Genomic DNA, 22767 nt, shown 5'->3' with positions numbered 1-22767 from the left:
TCTGTCAAAGCGCAAGTGCTGCCAGTAATTCTTCCAATTCGTTCGGAGTCAGGTCTTCTTTTTCGGCTTTGTCGTAAATAGTCAGCAGAATGACGGTTGTTTCGGAGATATGCAAATGTGTAATTACCCTGGCACCCCCACTTTTCCCTTTGGCTTTGCTTTTAATTGCAAGCCTTACCTTATAGCAATTACGTCCCAACGATGCGCCCTGCGTGGGGTCAGTCTGTAAAGATGTAAGTAGAGCGGTTAAATCGGATTTGATGGAAGGGTGTTTCCTGGCTAATCGCTTGAGTAGCTTATCGAACTTTTCGGTGCTTAGAATGCTATAATTCATTCAATACCTCCCAGGCCGAGCGCAATTGTTTTCTACCCCGCTTATACAGATTAACCTCCTCAATCGCTTCCTGTAAATCGGCTTTTAGTTGCTCTTTCGTGACCGGAGCATCGTCTGCAAGGAGTAGCGAAACCAATTCCTGCCGTTCCTGCGGCTGTAACTGACTACGTAGAATACCCGCCAGCTCAGCGACAGTCAGACTTGTATTGAATTGCAGATTGACGCTCATATTGACGCAGTTTTTCCTCAGCACTACAGATGGTAGCAATCGCTTATTCGTCAATGATAACCATTGCCGTCTGTTTGCTTACAAACAAAAATAGGAAAAAAAAGGAGCCGCAACACTATATTGCGCTCACCCGCCACTACCTCACAAACTCTTCTGCTTCACCTGCTCAATAAAATATTCTGACGTGCGCATGGCGGAGGCTAAGATGGTCCAGGTTACGTTTTTGTCGCCCTGTGATGGGAACGGGGCCGCATCGACGACGAACAGGTTTTTGACCTCGTGGGCCTGCTGATACTTGTTCAAGGCCGAGGTTTTGGGGTCGTTGCCCATGCGAACGGTGCCGACTTCGTGGATGATTCTGCCGGGCGCGGCTAATCCGTAGCCGTGGGCATCGTCGGGGCCGGGTTTGGGGCCGAGCGCGATACCGCCCATCGCGTGAATGATTTCCTCAAAGGTGTCCTGCATGTGTTTGGCCTGCTTCACCTCATAATCAGACCACTTGTAGCGGAACCGTAGTACCGGAATGCCGTATTTATCAACCTTATCGGGGTCGATTTCGCAGTAGTTGCTTTCGAGCGGCACCGGCTCACCGCGCCCCGACATGCTGATGTACGCGCCGTAGAACCGGCGTTGGTCGTCTTTGAAACCGGCACCGTAGCCACCCGGCTGCTTCATTTTTCCGTCGCGGCCCGGCACTAATCTATGCATCGCTTCAATGCCCCCGCCGAAACCATAACCGGGCATTCCCATGCCCCCGCCGTACTCGATGTGGTAGCCGCGTGGGAAGTCTAACTTGCTGTTATCTAACCACCAGGGCGTGAACACGTGCATTCCGCCCACGCCGTCTTCATTGTAGCGTTTGCGGTCCATCAGGGCCGGTACAAACGCCGACCGGCTGGCTCCGGTAGAGTCGTTCAGGTATTTGCCGACTACGCCACTGCTGTTGGCAAGGCCGTTGGGGAAGCGACTCGATTTAGAGTTGAGCAGAATTCGGGCCGATTCGCAGGCACTTGCGCCGAGCATCACGGCTTTGGCCCGCACCGTAATTTCCTGCAACGTGCGCGTGTCTACGTAGCTCACGCCCGTAGCTAAACCCGTTTGCGGATCGGTCAGCACTTCGCGGGCCATCGCACCGTTGATGAGCGTGACGTTGCCGGTTTTTACCGCCGGAATACACAATACCGACGACGACGAAAAATCGGCGTATGCCTGACAGCCCCGGTTGCACTGCCGACAATAGAAACACTGCCCCCGCTCGTTGTTTACGGGTTTCGTCAGAATGCTCAGCCGCGAGGGAATCACCGGGATGCCAATGCTCGTGGCCCCTTTCCGAATCATCAGCTCGTGCAGACGAGGCTTGGGCGGGGGTAGAAAAATACCGTCGGGTTCGTTGGGGAAATTCTCTACCGAGCCAAACACGCCGATCAGTTTATCGACCCGGTCGTAGAAGGGTTTGATGTCGTCGTAGCCGATGGGCCAGTCTTCGCCCACGCCGGTCATGGATTTGCGCCGGAAGTCGTCGGGACCGAAGCGCAGGGAGATGCGCCCCCAGTGGTTGGTGCGCCCACCCAGCATCCGTGACCGAAACCAGTGAAATTCGGTGCCGTCTTTCGATGAATAGGGTTCGCCGTCGATGGCCCAGCCGCCCCAGGCCGCGTCGAAATCACCACCCGACCGGAACTCTGTAGCGGCTCCGCGCCGGGGCGACTCCCAGGGCCATTTCATTTGCGTAATGTATTTGGGGTCGGCGGGGTCATAGTAGCCGCCCGCTTCGAGCAGCACGACTTTTGCCCCGGCTTTTGCCAGCATATAGGCGGCCATACCTCCGCCTGCTCCCGAACCAACGATAGCGACATCGTACACGAGCGGGGCTTTTTTCAATTGTGGATTATCCATCAGAGTAATAGTCAACGCTGATAGTAGTAAGACGCAAAGTAGGGGAGTTTACTTGCCGTGAGGAGGTAAGTTAACAGCCGTTTTCAGCTCAACCAACGCCAGGCCAGCGACCACGATAATCTCGGCAACGAAATAGGCTAAACCCCAAACGGTTAAGCGTTGGTAAAAATAGATCATCAAACCCGCTGTCAGTCCGCAGTAAAGCAGGTTGGCAATAGCAATCAGGCGCAGATAGGGTTTCCAGCTTTGTTTGACCAGCAGGAGCACGTAAAGGAGTAGAAGGCAAACAGACAGGGTAGGAGGGCCAGCCAATACGTTGCTGTTCGCGGCATCCCGAAGACGGGCTCGAACGTAGCGAGGACGATCCCCACTAAGAAAGCCGACATCAACGCGCCGATGCCATCGATCAGAAAGAGTTTTCGGGGGCTTATGGTCATGGTTTGAGTGAGAGCTAAACCGTTGTATTTTAGTGGCCTGGCAACGTAACGCCCCGCCCTATGGAACACTATTACCAGACGTTCTTCGACTATGTAGCGCAGATCCTGACACTGCCCGACTCCGACAAAGCCAGCATTCGGCAAACGTTTCAGCCCGTGTTTGTGCCGAAAGATACGATTCTTGAGGCTGCCGGAGCGGTGCCGCAGCATCACAATTTCATCGTGTCGGGCTATATGCGCAACTTCTACCACGACGCTGACGGGAACCAGGTTACCACCGACCTCAACGACGGTCCCCGCTTCTTTACGTCGTATTTTCACTTTATGCACCGCAGCGTATCGAACGAAAATTTGCACTGCATCACCGACTGCGAACTGCTCCGCATCAGCCGCGACGACGTAGACCGAACTGCCGAACGCAGCCAAACGCAGAAAGATTATACCATCCAGATTCTGCAACGTCACCTTCAGGAAGATAAACAACGCATCACCGACATGGCAACGCTCACCGCCGAAGAACGCTACCGGAGGTTCCTGCGTGAGAAGCCGGGCATCATCCGGCACGTGCCGCTGGGCTATGTAGCGTCGTATCTGGGCATTACGCAGCGGCATCTGAGCCGATTGCGCCGGGAGAGTACGACATGACGTTCAGCGCGTTGTATGACCGCTCATCCTGATTGGACATTTGTCTAAGCCCCCCGCTACGGACGTGCGCTACTTTAGAGCCGAACAAAACCCCTTTCGGCTATGATAACGGATGTCCTTTCTGCTCAATCTGTAAAAGCTCCTCATTCCAGCAAACCCCTGACTATTGCCGCTACTACATGGTTTGTGGTCGCCACCGTCGGTCAATGGCTATTCGGCGCGTATATTCTCTTCTTCTACGGACGTAGCACCCTCGCGGGCGACTTCGAGCGGTGGAACAAGGTATTGCCGCGTGGCTACGTAGCAGGCGACTGGTCTGGTAATCTGCTCATCGGAATACATATACTGCTGGCGGCTATTCTGGTCATCGGCGGGCCGTTGCAATTGATGCCCGTCGTGCGCGACCGCTTCCGCACGTTTCACCGCCGGCTTGGAAAACTCTACGTACTAACCGCTATCGTTGTGAGTACAGCCGGGGTTGTGCTTATCTGGACGCGGGGCACGGTAGGCGATACATTCATGCACGTGAGCAACAGCATACAGGCTCTCTACATCATTTCATTTGCGCTGCTCTCGGTCCGGTATGCCAAAGCCCGTCAGTTTGACCGGCACCGGCTCTGGACTTTGCGGCTGTTTATGGTTGTGAATGGCGTGTGGTTTTTCCGCGTCGGGCTGATGGCCTGGCTATTGATAAACCGTGGTCCGGTAGGGTTCGATTACAAAACGTTCACGGGGCCGTTTCTAACGGTGCTGTCGCTCGTTACGTACCTTATGCCGCTCTCGCTGCTGGTGCTGGAGTTATACTTCTACGCCCAGCGCAGGCAAAGCCGGATGCTTACGTTGGCTACAACAATCGTGATTGCGCTTTGCACCGTCGTTACGGCTATCGGCGTAATGGGTGCGACAATGGGAATGTGGTGGCCGAGGGTGTAACATCAACGCATAGCCTGCACGGCTTCGGCTACTTTGTCGGTATTGATGATATCGACGCCTAATTTTTTGAACTGTTTCCAGGCGTTGGGCGTGTCGGGAATGGCCCAGAACCGGATGGGCTTATCGTCGTTGTGGGCGCGTTTGATTACGCGTTTGAGCTTTTCGCGGTCGAGGTCGGGCAGGTCGCCGGTGCCGTCCCAGCGGCTGTAGCCCCGGAAATTATCGCTGATGAGAGCCACCCGTTGGAGCGTTTCTTTATCATAAATTTCGTTGGGCCGCCCGTCGAATTGCAGCAATAGCGGGTAATCTAAGTAGGTCTCCACTTTAGGGCGGTTGCCGCTAACAATCACCTGGATAGCCTTCGGGTTGGCCGACCGGTTGAAACAGCCGATATTCTCCTGCAAAGCCGTAATTAGTTTGGGCAGTACGTCGGCGGGGTTGTCTTTCACGTCGATCATGAGCGCGAAGGTATACGTCCGGTCGGGGCTGACTTTGTCGTTGTATTGTTTGAACCGTTGGGCAATCGGGCGCAGGTAGAGTGAGTCGAGCGTGGGGGCGTTGGCTTGCGGCTTATCGTGCGAGACCACGAGTTTGCCATCCTGTAACCACACGTCGGCTTCGATATAATCGGCGCGTTGCTCGTAGGCGTTTAGAAATGGCTGCGGTTGTGCGTAGTCGTTATGGGCGTGTATTTTCTGCGCAAACAGGCTGGTTGTCAGAGCCAAACTGGTGATGAATAGAAATAAGCGATTCATAGCGTGAAATAGCATAGTCGTAAAGTGGCAGAAAGTTACGCAGTACAACTGGGTTATTGTCTGTCTGTAGAAAAACAGGATCAGGGAATTTTTACCCTGCGTTACGTGCTGAACCGCCCCCGCTAATGTTGGCGTTTGCCCCCAAACCGCTATTTTTGACCGCAAAAAAAGTGAAAAATGAAAAGTGAATAGTGAAAAATGACCGCTCGGTATCATTCACAGCAAACCACTTTTCATTTTTCACTTAGCATTTTTCACTAACCAAAAAATGGATTTACTGAAAGGAAAAGTTGCCCTGATTACGGGGGCGTCGCGCGGGATTGGCCGGGCAATGGCGCAGAAATTCGCGCAGGAAGGGTCCACTGTAGCGTTTACCTACTTGTCGAGCGTTGAAAAAGGGCAGGCACTCGAAGAAGAACTCCGGTCGTTTGGTGGTCAGGCAAAAGGCTACCGCTCCGATGCCTCCGACCATAAAGCCGCCGAAGACCTTATTACGCAGGTCGTAGCCGACTTCGGCAAACTCGACGTGCTTATCAATAACGCCGGTATTACCAAAGATGGTCTGCTGATGCGAATGACGGAAGAACAATGGGACGCCGTTATCAACGTTAACTTAAAGTCGGTCTTCAACCTGACTAAGGCGGCCATCAAACCGATGATGAAAGCCAAAGCCGGGTCGATTATCAACCTGACGTCGGTGGTTGGTATTCGCGGCAACGCGGGGCAGGCCAATTACGCGGCTTCTAAAGCGGGTATTATCGGTTTCACCAAGTCGGTGGCACTGGAACTTGGCTCGCGAAACATCCGCTCCAATGCCATTGCACCGGGCTTTATCGAAACCGAAATGACCGGCGAAATCAATGAAAAAGCCATTGACGAATGGAAGCAACAGATTCCGATGAAACGCGGGGGCCAACCCGACGAAGTTGCCGACTGCGCCGTTTTCTTAGCTTCCGATCTCTCCCGCTACATCACCGGCCAAGTGTTGCAGGTCGATGGCGGAATGCTCACATAGTGATGAGTGATGAACGATGAGTGATGAGTAGCTGGCGCATACAGCACTGCTCATCACTCATCGTTCATCACTCATCGTTCATCACTAAATTATGAATTTCGTTTTTCAATCCTCGCCCTGGTGGATTTTGGTTTGTTTACTGGTTGGTGCCGCTTATGCGTTTGCGCTGTATCAGCCCCGGCCTGGATTGGCCCGGCCTGGAGTGGCGTTGCCGCGCTTTGTTCGGTCGGGCCAATCGGGTTCGGGCAGTGGAACAACGGTGGGCGGATTCGATAAACGAACGGCCTATATGCTGGCGGCTGTGCGGTTTGTGGTGGTTACTCTGCTGTGCTTTCTGCTACTCAATCCGCTCATTCGCAGTACCCGAACGCTCACCGAAAAGCCGAAGGTCGTGCTGGCCGTCGATAACTCCGAATCGGTGGCGGCAGCCGGACGCCCGGCCCTCAATCAATCGCTGGCGGGGCTGCAACAACTGCGCGACCGGCTGGCCGAAAAAGGTCTCGACGTATCGGTACGAACGCTGGGCGATACGGCAGCACTCGACGCCGGAGCCGACCTCACGCAGATTCCGTTTACCCGCCGTACCACCGACCTGTCGGGGCTGCTGGCGGCTGTGCGGGCCGACTACGAAGGCCGTAACCTGACCGACGTGGTGCTGGTATCAGATGGTATTTTCAATCAGGGTTTATCGCCTACGTTTGGTCAGTACCCGTTTGCCGTGCATACCATCGGGCTGGGCGACACCATTCCGAAGCGCGATATTTTGCTGAAAGGCGTGGTTGCCAACCGCATCGCTTACCTCGGCAATCAGTTTCCGGTACAGGCCGAAATCGTGAGTAACGGGTTTCAGGGACGCAGCGCAACCGTTGTGCTACGGCAGGGCGGGCGCGAACTGGGTCGGCAGTTGGTGAACTTTACGAAAGCCGATGCTGGTCCGGCATCCCGCTTTGCTCAGACTACGTTTCAGACAACGGCTACGCAAAAAGGCGTTCAGCATTACGAGGTAGAAGTGCTACCGCAGCCGGGCGAGTTCAGCACCCGCAACAACCGGCAGGACGTGTATATCGACGTAATCGACGGGAAAGAAAAAGTATTACTGCTTGCCCTCGCCCCACATCCCGACCTGAAGGCCATCCGGTCTATCTTAGAGAAGAATCAGAACTACGAAGTCGATATTCGTATGTTGACCGGCACTCCGCCCGATGCCGTTCCTGCCGACAAAGCTTACGACCTGATTATTCTGCACCAGATTCCCGATAACGGGGGCGTGGGCATTGCTCAGATGCAGAAGTATCTGGCTAAAAATACACCCGTGCTGTTTGTGCTGGGCAATCAGTCGGCAATAGGAGCGTTCAACACCTCGAACCCGGTGGTGCAGATTGCTCAGCAGACCAATCAGGGAGACAGGGTAACGGGCGTGTTCAACCCCGAATTTAAGCAACTCAACCTCGATCCCGCCCGGCTCGAAATCCTCACCAAACTACCACCCCTGCTGGCTCCCTACGGCGATTTTCGCCTACAGCCCGGCAGCGATGTCGTGCTGTGGCAGCAGGTGGGCAGTGTTCGCACTACCAAACCGCTGCTGGCCTTGAACGTAACTGGCCCCCGCAAAACCGCCGTGCTGGCAGGTGAGGGACTTTGGCAGTGGCGGCTCGAAGAATACGCCCTGACCGACAAACAGGACGTGGTCGATGAGCTATTTCAGAAAGTCGTGCAACTGATTTCGGTCAAAGAAGATCGGCGCAAACTGCGCGTGTATCCAATTCGGAATGAGTTCGTTGCGGGTGAGAAAGTCATTTTCGAGACCGAACTCTACAACGACATCTACGAACGGCTGTACGACAAACTCGTGCGACTCGACCTGACCGATGAGAAGGGCATCGTGCGGACATTTACCTACACGCCCACCGAAGCCAACAGCCGGTTCGAAATCAGCCGACTGCCGCAGGGCGCGTACCGATTTCGGGCGGCTGTGACCGTCAACAACCGCGCCGAGCAATCGTCGGGGCAGTTTGTAGTGCGTGACCTGCAACTCGAAGCCCTGAACACCACTGCCGACCACGGGCTTTTACGGCAACTTTCCGGGCAAACGGGCGGGCAGTTTTATAAAGCCAACGCGGTTGATGCGTTAGTCAAAAACCTGACCGAGAAGCCCCGCCCCGCCCGCCTGACGAGTACCGAAGAAATGAATGAACTTATTAACTGGCGGTGGCTTTTCTTCGCCGTGCTGGCCTTAGCCGCCATCGAATGGGGGGCAAGGAAGTACTTTGGCGGGTATTGAAAACCCCACCCCAACCCCTCCCCGTTAGGGAGGGGCTTACTTGAGAGGCTGTTCAGGATGTGTATCCTGAACCTGTTAACAACGGGTATTCACCCGTTCGTGGGCGGACGAATGTCCGCAATCAAACGGTTCGGGACTCAAGTCCCGAACAGCAGTGGATAAGCCCCTCCCTAACGGGGAGGGGTTGGGGTGGGGTGCAGTTCTTCCACTTCCATTAGCCCATCGGCGTTTACTGCCGACAGATGCACGGGTAGGGTTTCATTAATAAGCAACGGGTCGTATTTGGCAACCACACGAACGTAGTTTTCGGTGAAACCCTGCATCAATCCGGTGCGACGCTCGCCGTCCTGAATATCCTCTTCAAACAGCACAACGGCGTCGCGGCCTACCTGCGATTCGTAGAAGGCCCGGCGTTTTTTGTCCGATAAGATGTGCAGCATTTTACTGCGGTCCGCACGGACGTTGCCGGGTACAACGGGCTTGATAGTCAGGGCGGTTGTGTTGGCACGTTCGGAGTAGGTAAACACGTGCAGATACGATACGGGTAGTTCGTTCAGGAACTGGTATGTTTCTAAGAAAAGCTCGTTTGTTTCGCCGGGGTGGCCCACAATCACATCAACGCCAATGCAGGCATGAGGCATCAGTTCCTTGATTTTGGCAACGCGCTCGGCGTAGAGTTCGCGTTTGTAGCGTCGGCGCATCAGGCTCAGCACTTTATTGCTACCTGATTGTAGCGGCACATGAAAATGCGGCACAAATCGCTTCGATTGCGCCACAAAGGCAATGATTTCGTCGGTGAGCAAATTTGGCTCAATGCTCGAAATGCGGAACCGTTCAATGCCCTGTACGTCGTCTAAAGCCCGAATCAGGTCAAAAAACGTTTCCTGTCTTTCGCCATTAATCAGGCCAAAATCGCCAATGTTAACGCCCGTGAGTACAATTTCCTTTACCGCACCGGCGGACCGCCCACGAGCTGCAATTTCGCGGGCGGCTGCCACGACGTTGGCAACCGTATCGGAACGGCTTTTGCCCCGAGCCAGCGGAATTGTACAATAGGCACAGGGGTAATCGCAGCCGTCCTGCACTTTCAGGAACGTGCGGGTGCGGTCGTTAAGCGAGTAGCTGGCGTGATAATCAATGGCGTGTTCGATGGGCGAGTTGAACACCTGCGCGGGCTGGCCGGTCGGCACTTTCTCGAACGTTGGCATCAACTCGTGCAGCCGGAATTTTTCGGCGGCTCCCAACACCGCATCAACGCCCGGAATCTCCGCAATTTCCTGCGGCTTCAGTTGGGCATAACAACCCAGAATGGCTACGTAGCCATCGGGATTAATCTTCTGCGCTTCCCGAACAATTTTCCGGCATTTTTTGTCGGCGTTGTCGGTCACAGAGCAGGTGTTGATGATAAAAATATCGGGCTGCTGGTTGAACTCCACGCGCTCGTAGCCCTGCTGCTCCATCAGGCGGGCAAGGGTCGACGTTTCGGAAAAGTTCAGTTTACAGCCGAGTGTATAGAAAGCTACTTTTTTCACGATCAGGCAAATATCCTGCAAAAGTACAAAAAAACGGGGCTACGGGTTCCGCTACACTTGCCCGACTCGGCACGCAGACCTGATTCGCATGAAACAATTGTTTTCGTCAATTAATGTATTGATTGGCGCGATTTCTGTTTTGTTTTAAACCAATGTGGCCATAAGATAGGTATTTGACTGGCGAATCAGTCGAATAAATTAATTAGCGGATAACATACTGGTAATATTGTGGAATTATGCACTAAGCAAATTTTTATTATAACATTTCCGTAAAAACCATTAAAAATATGGTTAAAACCCTAAAACACCTTTTAATGTTATGCCAAACACTCTATATATTTGTCAATCATATTGAACAAAACCCAATTCCAATTCAATCCACCAGTAATTATGGCAAAGTCGAAGTTAGAGTACATTTGGCTCGATGGCTACAAGCCCACCCAAAGTCTGCGTTCCAAAACTAAGATTGAAGGCGATTTCTCTGGCAAACTCGAAGATTGCCCGATGTGGTCGTTTGATGGCTCATCGACCGAGCAGGCACCGGGCGGCTCGTCAGACTGTCTGTTGAAGCCGGTTTTTATCTGCCCTGATCCGCAGCGTAAAAATGGCTACTTAGTTATGTGCGAAGTGTTGAACGCCGACGGAACACCCCACGAGACCAATGGCCGCGCTACCATCGACGATGACGATAATGACTTCTGGTTCGGTTTTGAGCAGGAATACTTCCTCTGGGACCCCGAAACCAACAAGCCGCTGGGCTTCCCTGCCGAAGGCGAACCGGCTCCGCAAGGACCTTACTACTGCTCGGTAGGGGCGAAAAATGCGTTTGGCCGTAACATCATCGAAGAACACCTCGACGTGTGTCTCGATGCCGGTCTGAACGTAGAAGGTATCAATGCCGAAGTAGCTCCCGGCCAATGGGAATTCCAGATTTTTGCCAAAGGTGCTCAGGAAGCCGGCGATCAGATTTGGGTGGCCCGCTACCTGCTGGAGCGCATCGGCGAAAGCTACGACGTTGCCATCAACTGGCACTGCAAGCCGCTCGGCGTCGATGCCGACTGGAACGGTTCGGGCATGCACGCCAACTTCTCGAATACGGCCCTCCGCACGGCAGGCAGCAAAGACGTGTACGACGCTATCTGTCAGTCATTTGCGCCGGTAGTGAAAGAACACATCGCCGTTTACGGTGCCGACAACCACCTCCGTCTGACCGGAAAGCATGAAACCCAGTCAATCGACCAGTTCTCGTATGGTATTTCGGACCGGGGCGCGTCGATTCGTATTCCTATTGCTACGGTAGAGCGCGGCTGGAAAGGCTGGCTCGAAGACCGTCGGCCCAACTCGGCTGCCGATCCGTACAAAGTAGCGGCCCGGATTATCAAAACCGTGAAATCAGCCAGCGAGTTAGTAGCCGCGTAAGGCGTATACTGTAAATAGAATATAAAAAACCGCTCTCGAAAGGGGGCGGTTTTTTGTTTGTCCCGGCTGGCACGTATGTTTGAGTAACCATTTCATTCCCAAACCACCTAACTTGTTGTTATGTCGAAGTTTCGATTCAAAGCTCTTGAAATTGCCCAAAGCCGTCAGGCCGTTGCCGTTGCTGCCCCCGCCGACCGAGTTGCCGATTTTTTTGGCTCCAATACGTTCAACAACGAAGTAATGCGGGCCTTACTTTCGCCCGAAGCCTACATAAAAGTTACAGAAGCCATTCAGACCAACGGCACCATCGACCGCAGCATCGCCGATGAGGTAGCCGGGGCCATGAAGTCGTGGGCGACCTCGAAAGGGGCCACGCACTACACCCACTGGTTTCAGCCACTGACGGGCGAAACCGCCGAAAAACACGACGCCTTCTTCGACATTACGTCCGATGGCAAGGCAATGGAGAAGTTCAAAGGCAGCGCACTCGTGCAGCAGGAACCCGACGCATCGTCGTTTCCGAGCGGGGGGCTGCGGAATACCTTCGAGGCTCGCGGCTACACTGGCTGGGACCCTTCGTCGCCCGCATTTCTGATGGATAACGGCGCGGGCGGCAAAACGCTCTGCATACCGTCTGTATTCATCAGCTACACCGGTGAGGCTCTCGATTATAAAACGCCCCTGCTGAAGTCGCTCAACGCGCTCGACCGGGCTGCTACGTCGGTATGCCAGTTCTTCGACCGGAGCATCACGAAAGTGACGCCCACACTCGGCCCGGAGCAGGAGTATTTTGTGGTGGACCGCGCCCTGTTCTACGCCCGGCCCGATCTGGTGCTGGCGGGTCGCACCGTGTTCGGGCATCAGCCTGCGCGGGGGCAGCAACTCGAAGACCATTATTTTGGCTCCATTCCGCCCCGCGTCAATGCGTTCATGGTCGATTTCGAATTCGAGTCCATGAAACTCGGTATGCCCGTCCGAACGCGGCACAACGAAGTGGCACCGGGGCAGTTTGAAGTCGCGCCGACGTTTGAAGAGGTGAACCTCGCTATCGACCACAACGCCCTGCTGATGGATTTGATGGAGAAAATTGCCGAGCGGCATAACCTGAAAGTACTCTTCCACGAGAAGCCGTTTGCGGGTATCAACGGCTCCGGTAAGCACAACAACTGGAGCATGGGCACTAATACGGGCGTCAATCTGCTGGCCCCGACCACCAAACCCAAAGAAAATCTGCGTTTTCTGACGTTTTTGGTGAATGTCGTGAAAGCCGTTCACGACAACGCCGATTTGTTGCGGGCCAGCATTGCCTCGGCAGGGAACGAGTATCGGCTGGGGGCCAACGAAGCTCCGCCTGCTATTATGTCGATTTTTCTGGGCGATACACTAACGAAGGCATTAGGCGACCTGGAAACCAAGAGCGAAATCCTGCTTAACAAAGGCGACAACGTGTATTACAAACTCGGCCTAACGCGCATTCCGAGCCTGATGCGCGACAATACCGACCGCAACCGCACCTCGCCGTTTGCCTTCACGGGCAACAAATTCGAGTTCCGGGCAGTGGGCAGTTCGGCCAACTCGGCCTCAACCATGACCGTGCTGAACACCATTGTGGCAAACCAACTCAATCAGTTCAAAACCGATCTCGACAACCGCCTGGCGCGGGGCGAGAAGAAAGAACTCGCCATTGTCGACATCCTGAAAGAGTACTACGCCCAGGCAAAGCGGATTCTGTTTGAAGGCAACGGCTACTCAGACGAATGGGTAGAAGAAGCGGCCCGGCGCGGCCTGTCGAACATCAAGTCATCGCCCGATGCGCTGGCTGTGTACGTACAGCCCGAATCGCTGGCCCTGTTTGAGCGAACAGGTGTCATGAGCCATGCCGAAGTTGAATCGCGGTATGAAATTGAATTGGAGAAATATATCAAAACCGTGCAGATTGAGTCGCGGGTGATGGGCGACTTAGCCATGAATCACGTGGTTTCAACGGCCCTGAAGTACCAGCATAAACTCTCGCAAACGGCCCGTAATCTGGTTGAATTAGGTATGATTGCCGAAGCCGAGCCGATTAAAGATATTCTGCGCGAAATTTCGAGCCGGGTCATTGTGATCAAGCGGCAAACCGAGTCGATGATCGAAGCCCGCAAACGAGCCAACAACGTGGAAGATACTGCCGACCGCGCCCGGCTCTACGCAACCGACGTGAAAGACCATTTCGACATAATTCGTTATGAGGTCGATAAACTTGAGCAAATCGTTGACGACGAAGACTGGCCGCTAATCAAGTACCGCGAGTTGTTGTTTGTGAAGTAGGACTCAGATTCGTCGGATTTGGCTGACCGACTCTGATTTCTATAAATTCATTGCCGAAGGCGGAATCACAGTAAATCAGTATAATCCGACGAATCACAGTTTAAGACTGTTCCCTACGCCAGCGTAGCGTCAACGCTAATCTGCGCGTTCAGCAATTTGGAGATGGGGCAGTTGGCTTCGGCGTCGGCTACCAGTTCGTCAAATTTGGCTTTGTCGATGTTGGGGATGCTGGCTTTCAGCACAATGTGCGAGGCCGTAACCGAGCCGCTGTCGGTGTCGAGCGTAACGGTGGCCTGGGCGTCGAGTGAGTCGGGTGTGAAACCGGCCCCTTGCAGGTTGAACGCCAACTTCATGGCAAAGCAGCCCGCGTGAGCAGCGGCAATTAGTTCTTCGGGGTTGGTGCCTACGCCGTCGGCAAAGCGGGTGTTGAACGAGTACTGCGTTTGGTTCAGTACGGTGCTGGCCGTGGTGATGGTTCCTTTACCGTCTTTGCCCGAGCCAGTCCAGTTGGCGGTGGCGTTGCGTTTAATCTGCATGGTTTTATTGGGTTTGTGTTGTGAGCAACGGTCAAGTCGTTGCCATAGCACAACGGCTATGAGGGGTGACTGGTTTCAACAGATGAAAAGTAGCCGCAGCTATCCAGCACTGCCCACCCTGTTTACCACTTCTTAAAATTTTTGATAGGTGGGCCGACCCGCTTGAACCCATGTGCTTCTCGGAATGCATCCTGTTCCGGTTCAGTCATGTTTTTGGACACGCCTTCACTAAGTTTTGTGAAGAATTCTTCCATTTTGCCCGCTGGCTGAAAAAACATCAGCAGGCGTCCTTCGCCTTCACCCACCTTAGCAAAGCTATGGGGTATGTTCCGGGGGCCGAACACGCTGTCGCCCGCTTTTGCCTGGTGAATCTCGTCTCCTACTTTAATCAGAAACTGACCTTGTAATACATACCACCATTCATCTTGCTCGAAATGAACGTGATGTGAGGGACCACCTTCTTTAACCCGAATCGATTCAAACATATAAAGGTCCCCGTCGGTGTCCTTCGTCGACACTTTAGTTGAGAAAGTATCTCCCTCCAAAAGCGAAATGGGTTTGTCGAAGCGGTCTTTACCCGCATCCACTTTAAAGCCTTTCGAGACCCTAAGCGTCCGCACGGTGTGGGCCAGTGATCGAAAAGGAGTGGCCAGTAGTATACTGGCCGTCAGACAGGCTTGGAAAAATTTGGTTCGTTTCATAGTATTCATATCAGAGTAGTGAAAAGTTTATTCATAGTTGTAAAATTTGCCTATAGGATAGGTATGTTAGTGGCGTATACTTTAAAAATAGGTTAAGCTTGTATTGAATCGAACGGGTTTTTACTTTACGGTCAATTCTTGATTGACAGGAATTTAGCCGACAATTACTTTATGTTCTCACCCAAATCCTTTTTGCGTGACCTGTGCCGTCTGCCGCATCGGGGAACTGCCAGACCCCAAAGCACCGAAGCCGCCCGGTTGCTGCAAACCTACCTGACCGAACTCGGCGCAGCCGTCAGAACCGAGTCGTTTCAAACGCCCCGGACCTATGTAACGGTGGTTGGCTGGCTCATCGGCGGCCTGCTCGTCAGTCTGGCGTTAGTGCCGGTTTCGGGTGTGGCGGTAGGGTTGGTGTGGTATTTTGTCTGGCTGGCGTGGCGGTATTTCAACTGGCGGTATTCGTTCGTTACGCGATTTCCGGTGCAGCACACGGGCCATAACGTGATTGGGCACTGGCCCGCACAGATGGCAGGGGAGAAGCCGCTGAAAGTGATTCTGATGGCGCATTACGACACGGCACCGGTGTCGTTGCTGTATAGTCCGAAACAACAGGCTGGTTTCCGAACGTCGTTGATTATCTCGCTGATGCTGATGGCACTGGCTGGTGTGGTAGCCACTGCCGAAGCTGCGGGCGCGGGGTTGCCGTACATCACGTATGCCCGATACGCGCTGATGGCCTATTTTGTGTTGCAGGCCCTGACCGGCACGGCGGGTTATTTCCTGACCGGTTATACCAACGGCGCGAGCGATAATGCTACGGGTGTTGCTGCCGCCCTTGCCACCGCCGACCGACTCCGGCACGACCCGAACCTCGACCTCGAAGTGGTGCTGACCGATGCCGAAGAAGCCGGGATGATTGGCGCGTACCACTACGTTGAAGCACACCGGAAAAGCTGGAACCCAGCCCGCACGGTTGCCATTAATTTCGATACCCTCGGAGCCGGAAAACTTACCGTTGTTGAGCAAACCGGCACCCTCGAAACCCTGCGCTACAACAACGAACTTACCCAAATTGCCCGCCAGCTCCTGCAAACCGAAGCATACCAAAACCGCGCCCAAACGGGCCGTTGGCATACCGCCGACTTTGATAGCGCGTGGTTTGTGCGCCACCGCATTCCGGTGCTGGCCCTCTGTGCGCTGGACGAAAACGGCCAAATGCCGCGCATTCATCAACCCACCGACACGCTCGATGCCGTTGATTTTAAGCCCATGCACGACGCCATAGATTTGGCCGAAGCGGTCATTTTAGTGATGAGTGATGAACGATAAGTGATGAGTGGCTGGCGCAGGATAAACACTCATCACTCATCGTTCATCACTCATCACTAAAAAAGCTACCTTTGCTCTATGGCAACTTACAAAAATGAGGGGTTTGACCCTGAAGAAATCAACGCCCTGAAAGACGAGTGTCGGCAGGAAGGTCAGTCGTTTGTTTACGTTGAAGACGACGATATGGACGTGCTGGAAACGGGCGAATGCGTACACATACAATTTCCGGGCCTATATGACGGTCAGGAGGTTGTGTTCGATGCGCTGGTGTACACGCTGCGGCTGCACCACAGCAGTTTGGTGTACGAAATGGCCGTTGAGCAAATCAGGAAAACATATCCTGAATACGTACCGCCTGAAGACCGCCCGGCAAACTATAAAATATCGCCCGAACTGGAGGAGGAAGCTGAAACCGCGCTGACAGAAATCATCGACGAAATCGAAGAAACCGAGACGGTTAAAGTACAGGAACACGTTGAGGTTGATCTCGAAGCAGATTACGGCATTGCACTCGATGTGTGTCTGAACGTTGAAGAAATCACCGATGAGGTAATCGAAAACTTCATCCGCGCTTATCAGTCCAACACGCTTCGGTTAGATAATACGCTATATTCGTTCACCAGCGAAAGCGAGGAATAATTAATGAACAGCTTCTCAGGTACAGCTACTTACGTTGCCACCCGCGAACTGAGCACGGCGGTCAACGCGGCCATCCAGTTGCAAAAGCCCTTGTTGATTAAGGGCGAACCCGGCACGGGCAAAACCCTGCTGGCCTACGAAATTGCGCAGTCGCTGGGTAAACCGTTGTACACCTGGCACGTAAAATCGACTACGTCGGCGCAGCAGGGACTGTATGAATACGATGCCGTATCACGGCTGCGCGATTCGCAGCTTGGCTCCGAGCGCATCGGTGATATGGAGAACTACATCAAAAAAGGTAAGCTCTGGGAAGCCTTTGCGTCGGATGAGCAGGCGGTTTTGTTAATCGACGAAATCGACAAAGCCGACATTGAGTTTCCGAACGATTTGTTGCAGGAACTCGACCGGATGGAATTCTATTGCTACGAATTGCAGCGCACGATCACGGCGCGGCATCGGCCCGTTGTCATCATCACGTCGAACAATGAGAAGGAACTCCCCGACGCGTTTCTGCGCCGGTGTTTCTTTCACTTCATTCGTTTTCCCGACCGCGACACCATGCAGCAGATCGTAACGGTGCATTACCCCGGTCTGCCGCAGGAGTTGCTGGCGAAATCCATATCGACCTTCTACGCCATTCGCGACGTGAGGGCCCTGAAAAAGAAGCCTTCCACCAGCGAACTCATCGACTGGATTCGACTACTGCTCGTGGCGGGCGTTACGCACGACGATCTCAACGACCTCGACGCACTCAACGAGTTACCCCCATACCTGGGCGCACTCCTTAAAAATGAACAGGATACCGACCTGATGGTAGCCCTGCGTCGGAAAGGGGCAAGACCGTATTGATTAACGATGAGTGATGAGCGATAAGTGATGAGTTTACTAACGCCAGTCAGTTGTTCATGCGGCAGCAAACTCATCACTTATCGCTCATCACTCATCACTTAAAAAACTATGTTTCTCGATTTCTTCCTTCTTCTCCGCCAACACGCACTGCCGGTAACGCTGCCGGAGTACCTTACGCTATTGTCGGCACTGCGAAGTGACGTAGGCGGCACGTCGGTCGAGGATTTTTATTTTTTGAGCAAGACGACGCTTGTCAAGCACGAACAGCACCTCGATTTGTTCGACCGGCTTTTCGGCGAATACGTGACGGACAGGCAGGCTGCCACCATCGAGATTCTGCCCGGCCTGGATTGGCCCGACGTGCCACCCGACTGGCTGCGTGACGCGCTCGAAAAACAACTTACTGACGAGGAAAAAGCCGAAATCGAATCGATTGGCGGTTTAGATGCCCTCTGGGCGCGGCTCCGCGAACTACTTGATGAGCAGGACGAACGCCATGAAGGTGGCAACAAATGGATAGGTACAGGCGGCACGTCGCCGTTTGGCGAGAAGGGGTTTAACCGTAACGACGGACCGCCAGAAGGGTTCAAGATGAATCCGGGCGATAAAAGCCAGTCGAATGGCAACCGTACCGGCGTCAAGGTTTGGGAACAGCGGGCGTACCGGAACCTTGACGACAGCCTTGAACTCAACACGCGCAACCTGAAAATGGCCCTGCGCCGGTTGCGGATTTTAACCCGTGAAGGCGTTGAGGATGAATTAGATATCGACGGAACCATCGACGGAACGAGCCGCAACGCCGGGTACTTGGACATTCGGATGCAGCCCTCGCGCAAAAATCGCGTAAAAGTGCTGATGTTGTTCGACGTGGGCGGGTCGATGGATGAGCATATCGAACTGTGTTCGCACCTGTTTTCGGCGGCCCGCTATCAGTTTAAGCATCTGGAATTCATGTACTTCCACAACTGCGTGTACGAAACGCTCTGGAAAGACAACCGTGGCGACGGACCGACCCGTCGCCGGGAGCGCGTACCGACCTACGAAGTGCTGCACAAATACAACAAAGATTACAAAGTGATTTTTGTGGGCGATGCGGCCATGTCGCCCCACGAAATCACGACGCCGAAGGGCAGTGTGGAGCATTATAACGAAGAAGCGGGCATTGTGTGGCTTAATCGCTTCAAAACTCAATACCCAAATTTGGTCTGGCTGAACCCAAACGTGGCTGCTTACTGGAAATACACCCACAGCACCGCCCTCATCCGCGAATGGTCGGGCAACCGCATGTTCCCGCTCACGCTTAACGGCCTCGAAGCAGCCATGAAATGCCTGAAAAATCCAAAACTAACGTTTACTGACTGATTTGTTGAACCATTTTTTATGCAACAACCTGATTCGCTGAACCAGGTGGCTGAGTTCCACCGTACCTTTCATGCCCCCGTTTTAGAAACGCCCCAAATTCCGTCAGAAGCCCGTTGTCAGTTGCGCGTCTCGTTACTGGCCGAGGAATTAGACGAACTCCGCGACGCCATCGCCGAACGCGACATTGTGGCCGTAGCCGACGCTCTTTGCGACCTGCAATACGTACTGAGCGGGGCCGTGCTGGAGTTCGGGCTGGGGCATCAGTTTAAAGCCTTATTCGATGAAGTGCAACGCTCGAACATGAGCAAAGCCTGCCTGACCGTTGAAGAAGCCGAAGCCACCGTAGGGCAGTACACAGCGAAGGGCGTGGCCTGTCATTACATGGAGTCAGAAGGTAAATATCTGGTTTTCAGAGATGCCGACCGGAAGACGCTCAAAAGCGTGAACTACTCACCAGCCGACTTGGAAGGCATTTTGTACAAATAAACGCAGAGAGAACAGAGGTTTTCGCAGAGAGAACAGAGTTTCTTTGCGCTCTCTGCGAAAACCTCTGTTCTCTCTGCGTTTAAAAACTCATTATGAAAAATTACACCGTTCTCGCCCGCTTTCTCCGCTACGTGCAGATCGACACACAGTCGGACCCGCAATCGAACACGAATCCCAGCACCGAAAAGCAAAAAGACCTGAGCCGGTTGCTGGTGCAGGAGTTGCACGAAATGGGCGTTTCCGACGCTGAAGTAGATGAATGGGGCTACGTCTATGCCACCATTCCCGCCAACACCGACAAGCCTAACGTGCCAACGATTTGCTTCTGCTCGCACGTCGATACCTCGCCCGACGTGACTGGCGCGGGCGTGAAGCCCATTGTACATGAGCGTTGGGACGGTTCCGATATTGTTCTTCCCGAACGCCGGACCGCCGACGACCCGGCCCAAATCATCCGCGTAGCCGACCACCCCGACCTGCGTGAGCAGCTTGGCAACGACATCGTTACGGCAAGCGGCATCACGCTGCTCGGAGCCGACAATAAAGCGGGTCTCGCCGAAATTATGGATGCAGCCCAGTTTCTGCTGACTCACCCGGAAGTGAAACATGGTCGAATCCGGCTGTTGTTTACGCCCGACGAAGAAGTAGGGCGTGGTACCGAAAAAGTAGATTTGCAGAAGCTGGGAGCCGATTTTGGCTACACCATCGACGGCGAATCATTGGGTACGCTCGAAGATGAAACCTTCTCTGCCGATGCCGTTAAGATTACCATTCAGGGCGTTAGTACGCACCCCGGTTTTGCGAAGGGCAAACTCGAAAACGCGCTGAAAATTGCCGCCGACCTGTTAGCATCGTTACCCAAACACACGCTCTCGCCCGAAACGACCGAAGGAAAAGAAGGGTTTGTTCACCCAACCCGGCTGGAGGGCAATCAGGATCAGGCTATACTGGAATTTATCATTCGTGACTTCACCGAAGCGGGCCTGCACGAGAAAGAAGCGTATCTGCAACAACAAATTGATGCCGTGCTGGAAAATTACCCCGGTTCAAAAGCGGAGTTTGTGGTGAAACAGCAATACCGCAACATGAAAGAGGTGCTCGACAAGCACCCTGCCGTGGTCGAAAACGCGCTCGAAGCCATCCGGCGGGCCGGTCTATCTGCCAATCGTCGGAGCATCCGGGGCGGTACCGACGGTTCGAGATTGTCGTTTATGGGATTGCCGTGCCCGAATATTTTCGCGGGCGAACACGCCTTTCACTCGCGGCAGGAGTGGGTATCGGTGCAGGATATGCAACGGGCCGTAGACGTGATTGTGAACGTGGCGCAGGTTTGGGAGGAACGTAGCTGACGGATTCTCGCGCAATCATCCTATTTTGCCCACTTAAAACTACACTGTATGCAACGCACTGCCCTGTTTCCCGGCTCGTTCGACCCATTTACCAAAGGCCACGAAGACATTGTTTTGCGCGGGCTACGTTTATTCGATGAGGTTATCATCGGCATTGGCCGCAACACCCGCAAAGAACGTTACTTCCCGCTCGAACTGATGACGCAACTGATTGAAGACGCCTTCCGCGACCAAACAGGTGTTCGGGTAATCAGCTATGATGACCTGACCGCTAAAGTTGCCCGAAATGAAGGAGCGCGATTCTTACTGCGGGGGCTGCGTAACACAACCGATTTTGAGTACGAAAATGGCATCTCGCAGGTCAATCGGGCTGTTTATGAAGAAGTTGAAACTGTATTTCTGATCACATCGCCCCACCTGGCTCCCATCAGTTCGAGCATTATTCGCGATCTGCACAGGTACGGCCAAAACGTCGATGAGTTTCTGCCGTACCCGTTGCCTTCCGCTTATTGAGGCAGGAATAACCGTTGCGAACGCAGTACATTCCCCCCGCTGTCGGCAATGCGAACGATTATAAAACGACTGCCAAACGGCGTGGTATCGATGCTGGCAATAGATTGCGATTCGGCCACGTTGAGGTGGTGCAATCGTCGGCCTGAACTGTCATATACATCAAGCGATACCGGAAACTGGGCGTCTATCTGATTCAGCAGTACATCTAACCGGGCCGTTTGCTGGCTGTATTGCAGCACAATGGCTCCCGCCGAACAGCGGTTGACCACGGCGATAATTTTCGAGTACGTAGAAGTCTGATCGGCGTCGACCTGCTTGAGCCGATAATAGGCTGTTGGGAGCGGGCTGGAATCAACAAATGAGTAGCGTTGGTTGGCATTGGTAGTACCCCTGCCAGCTACGCTACCGATACCCTCGAACGACTGTGCGTTACTGCTGCGTTCGACAATAAACTTTTCGTTAGTCAACTCCAGACTGGTGGCCCAGTTAAGTTGTACGGAACAATCATTCGGCGACTGTGTGGCACTGAACTCAGTTAGTGTAACGGGTAATGCATCTGTACTGCAGGACGGGCCTGCTACCTGCGAGATTACGTTCGACACGAACAAATTATCTAAAATTATTCGCGAGGTGCCACCTGTGCCTATCATGCCAAACCGAATTCTAAAGCTCCCTGATGAGGGTAGAGCCGCAGAAAAAGACCGCGCGGTAGTTGCCAGACCCGTACTTGAGGTGGGAATCGTTGCCAGCGTGAACGAATTGGCCGTTGTGCTCAGCGGATCGGCGATTACGAACAAGGTTGGGTTCGAGGAAGTGCCGTTGATCCGGGCACTGAACGTAAGGCTCGATGGCGATCCTACCCGCAGAGCGGGCAATGTTGTTTCAAATGGAAATCTGGCACGATTTCCGCCCGCTACGACAGTGGTCGAGGAACTGGAGAGCTGACTACTGCGGGCACTACAGCCACTAATGGCGTCGGTTGAAGTAACATCAAAAGAACTAAATACCCAGCAGCGACCCTGATAAATAGAGCGGTCGCAATTGTTCTGTGCGTTGCGCGTTTCAAAATTTTCTGTGAACGTTTGCGCCGAAACTATGGAACTCTGCCATACAGTGAGCAAACAGGCGATAAGCAGCGAGTAAAGGTAGTTGGATGTCATACGAGTGTAGGGAACCACCGATGGGCGATGGATGGTGAAAGTTATTATTCGCGCCAA

22 protein-coding genes are annotated in these 22767 nt (G+C 53.6%); 13 read left to right on the top strand and 9 right to left on the bottom strand.

Annotated features, from left to right (window positions below; genetic code table 11):
• Window positions 1-4: 4 nt before the first annotated feature.
• The 4 genes from AWR27_RS10885 to AWR27_RS25080 all read right to left on the bottom strand — a co-directional run bounded on the left by AWR27_RS10885 (window position 5) and on the right by AWR27_RS25080 (window position 2726).
• Entirely contained in the window at window positions 5-334 is a 330-nt protein-coding gene (locus AWR27_RS10885) for a type II toxin-antitoxin system RelE/ParE family toxin (protein WP_077131199.1), read from the bottom strand.
• Window positions 324-563 (bottom strand): hypothetical protein, encoded by a 240-nt coding sequence (locus AWR27_RS10880; protein ID WP_077131198.1) that lies wholly within the window; start codon window positions 561-563, stop codon window positions 324-326. Before AWR27_RS10880 ends, AWR27_RS10885 begins: the two co-directional genes overlap by 11 nt.
• A 141-nt stretch (window positions 564-704) precedes the next feature.
• Window positions 705-2459, bottom strand: coding sequence for a GMC oxidoreductase (locus tag AWR27_RS10875; protein WP_077131197.1), 1755 nt, complete (start codon window positions 2457-2459; stop codon window positions 705-707).
• A gap of 48 nt (window positions 2460-2507) precedes the next feature.
• Window positions 2508-2726, bottom strand: coding sequence for a hypothetical protein (locus AWR27_RS25080; RefSeq protein WP_083732815.1), 219 nt, complete (start codon window positions 2724-2726; stop codon window positions 2508-2510).
• A gap of 230 nt (window positions 2727-2956) precedes the next feature.
• Here AWR27_RS25080 and AWR27_RS10865 point away from each other — a divergent pair, with 230 nt between their 5' ends.
• On the top strand, window positions 2957-3541 hold the full coding sequence (locus AWR27_RS10865; protein WP_077131196.1) for a Crp/Fnr family transcriptional regulator: 585 nt from the start codon (window positions 2957-2959) through the stop codon (window positions 3539-3541).
• 102 nt (window positions 3542-3643) lie between these two features.
• A complete protein-coding gene (locus AWR27_RS10860; RefSeq protein ID WP_077131195.1) occupies window positions 3644-4474 on the top strand; it encodes a DUF2306 domain-containing protein in 831 nt (276 codons plus the stop codon).
• Window positions 4475-4476: 2 nt separating this feature from the next.
• Here the strand turns inward: AWR27_RS10860 and AWR27_RS10855 are convergent, their stop codons facing one another.
• Window positions 4477-5229 (bottom strand): phosphatidylinositol-specific phospholipase C/glycerophosphodiester phosphodiesterase family protein, encoded by a 753-nt coding sequence (locus AWR27_RS10855; RefSeq protein WP_077133926.1) that lies wholly within the window; start codon window positions 5227-5229, stop codon window positions 4477-4479.
• Window positions 5230-5497: 268 nt separating this feature from the next.
• On the opposite strand from AWR27_RS10855, the gene fabG reads away from it, so the two are divergent.
• Window positions 5498-6244, top strand: a complete 747-nt coding sequence (fabG, locus tag AWR27_RS10850) for a 3-oxoacyl-[acyl-carrier-protein] reductase (RefSeq protein ID WP_077131194.1) — start codon at window positions 5498-5500, stop codon at window positions 6242-6244.
• Window positions 6245-6335: 91 nt separating this feature from the next.
• Window positions 6336-8525: a hypothetical protein gene (locus AWR27_RS10845; RefSeq protein ID WP_077131193.1), complete on the top strand. Its 2190-nt coding sequence runs from the start codon at window positions 6336-6338 to the stop codon at window positions 8523-8525.
• A gap of 170 nt (window positions 8526-8695) precedes the next feature.
• Here AWR27_RS10845 and mtaB read toward each other — a convergent pair whose 3' ends face one another.
• Window positions 8696-10078 (bottom strand): tRNA (N(6)-L-threonylcarbamoyladenosine(37)-C(2))-methylthiotransferase MtaB, encoded by a 1383-nt coding sequence (gene mtaB, locus AWR27_RS10840; protein WP_232326034.1) that lies wholly within the window; start codon window positions 10076-10078, stop codon window positions 8696-8698.
• A gap of 369 nt (window positions 10079-10447) precedes the next feature.
• On the opposite strand from mtaB, the gene AWR27_RS10835 reads away from it, so the two are divergent.
• Together AWR27_RS10835 and AWR27_RS10830 are read left to right on the top strand one after the other, a co-directional pair.
• Complete coding sequence (locus AWR27_RS10835) at window positions 10448-11476, top strand: glutamine synthetase beta-grasp domain-containing protein (RefSeq protein WP_077131192.1); 1029 nt, start codon at window positions 10448-10450, stop codon at window positions 11474-11476.
• Window positions 11477-11596: 120 nt separating this feature from the next.
• The gene (locus AWR27_RS10830) at window positions 11597-13786 is read left to right on the top strand and encodes a glutamine synthetase III family protein (protein ID WP_077131191.1); all 2190 of its coding nucleotides are present in this window, start codon (window positions 11597-11599) and stop codon (window positions 13784-13786) included.
• Window positions 13787-13899: 113 nt separating this feature from the next.
• Here AWR27_RS10830 and AWR27_RS10825 read toward each other — a convergent pair whose 3' ends face one another.
• Entirely contained in the window at window positions 13900-14322 is a 423-nt protein-coding gene (locus AWR27_RS10825; RefSeq protein ID WP_077131190.1) for an OsmC family protein, read from the bottom strand.
• 122 nt (window positions 14323-14444) lie between these two features.
• On the bottom strand, window positions 14445-15023 hold the full coding sequence (locus tag AWR27_RS10820; RefSeq protein WP_077133924.1) for a cupin domain-containing protein: 579 nt from the start codon (window positions 15021-15023) through the stop codon (window positions 14445-14447).
• A gap of 171 nt (window positions 15024-15194) precedes the next feature.
• Between AWR27_RS10820 and AWR27_RS10815 the strand changes: the two genes are divergently transcribed.
• From AWR27_RS10815 to coaD, 7 genes are all read left to right on the top strand, one after another.
• Complete coding sequence (locus AWR27_RS10815; RefSeq protein ID WP_077133923.1) at window positions 15195-16352, top strand: M28 family metallopeptidase; 1158 nt, start codon at window positions 15195-15197, stop codon at window positions 16350-16352.
• A 78-nt stretch (window positions 16353-16430) separates the two neighbouring features.
• Window positions 16431-16991 (top strand): hypothetical protein, encoded by a 561-nt coding sequence (locus AWR27_RS10810; RefSeq protein ID WP_077131189.1) that lies wholly within the window; start codon window positions 16431-16433, stop codon window positions 16989-16991.
• A 3-nt stretch (window positions 16992-16994) separates the two neighbouring features.
• Complete coding sequence (locus tag AWR27_RS10805; protein WP_077131188.1) at window positions 16995-17840, top strand: AAA family ATPase; 846 nt, start codon at window positions 16995-16997, stop codon at window positions 17838-17840.
• 108 nt (window positions 17841-17948) lie between these two features.
• Entirely contained in the window at window positions 17949-19202 is a 1254-nt protein-coding gene (locus tag AWR27_RS10800) for a vWA domain-containing protein (RefSeq protein ID WP_077131187.1), read from the top strand.
• 18 nt (window positions 19203-19220) lie between these two features.
• Window positions 19221-19688, top strand: a complete 468-nt coding sequence (locus tag AWR27_RS10795; RefSeq protein ID WP_077131186.1) for a pyrophosphohydrolase domain-containing protein — start codon at window positions 19221-19223, stop codon at window positions 19686-19688.
• Between the two features lie 92 nt (window positions 19689-19780).
• Window positions 19781-21037 carry a peptidase T gene (pepT, locus tag AWR27_RS10790; RefSeq protein ID WP_077131185.1) on the top strand — a complete coding sequence of 419 codons (1257 nt, stop codon included), beginning with the start codon at window positions 19781-19783 and terminating at the stop codon, window positions 21035-21037.
• 48 nt (window positions 21038-21085) lie between these two features.
• Window positions 21086-21550 carry a pantetheine-phosphate adenylyltransferase gene (gene coaD, locus AWR27_RS10785; RefSeq protein WP_077131184.1) on the top strand — a complete coding sequence of 155 codons (465 nt, stop codon included), beginning with the start codon at window positions 21086-21088 and terminating at the stop codon, window positions 21548-21550.
• Here coaD and AWR27_RS25270 read toward each other — a convergent pair.
• Window positions 21544-22710 carry a hypothetical protein gene (locus AWR27_RS25270; protein ID WP_157579193.1) on the bottom strand — a complete coding sequence of 389 codons (1167 nt, stop codon included), beginning with the start codon at window positions 22708-22710 and terminating at the stop codon, window positions 21544-21546. The genes coaD and AWR27_RS25270 overlap by 7 nt on opposite strands.
• Window positions 22711-22767 lie beyond the last annotated feature (57 nt).

Source organism: Spirosoma montaniterrae, assembly GCF_001988955.1.
Classification (GTDB): Bacteria; Bacteroidota; Bacteroidia; order Cytophagales; family Spirosomataceae; genus Spirosoma; species Spirosoma montaniterrae.
Note: the sequence above shows the minus strand (reverse complement) of the source record. Positions and strands in the feature narration are given on the sequence as shown.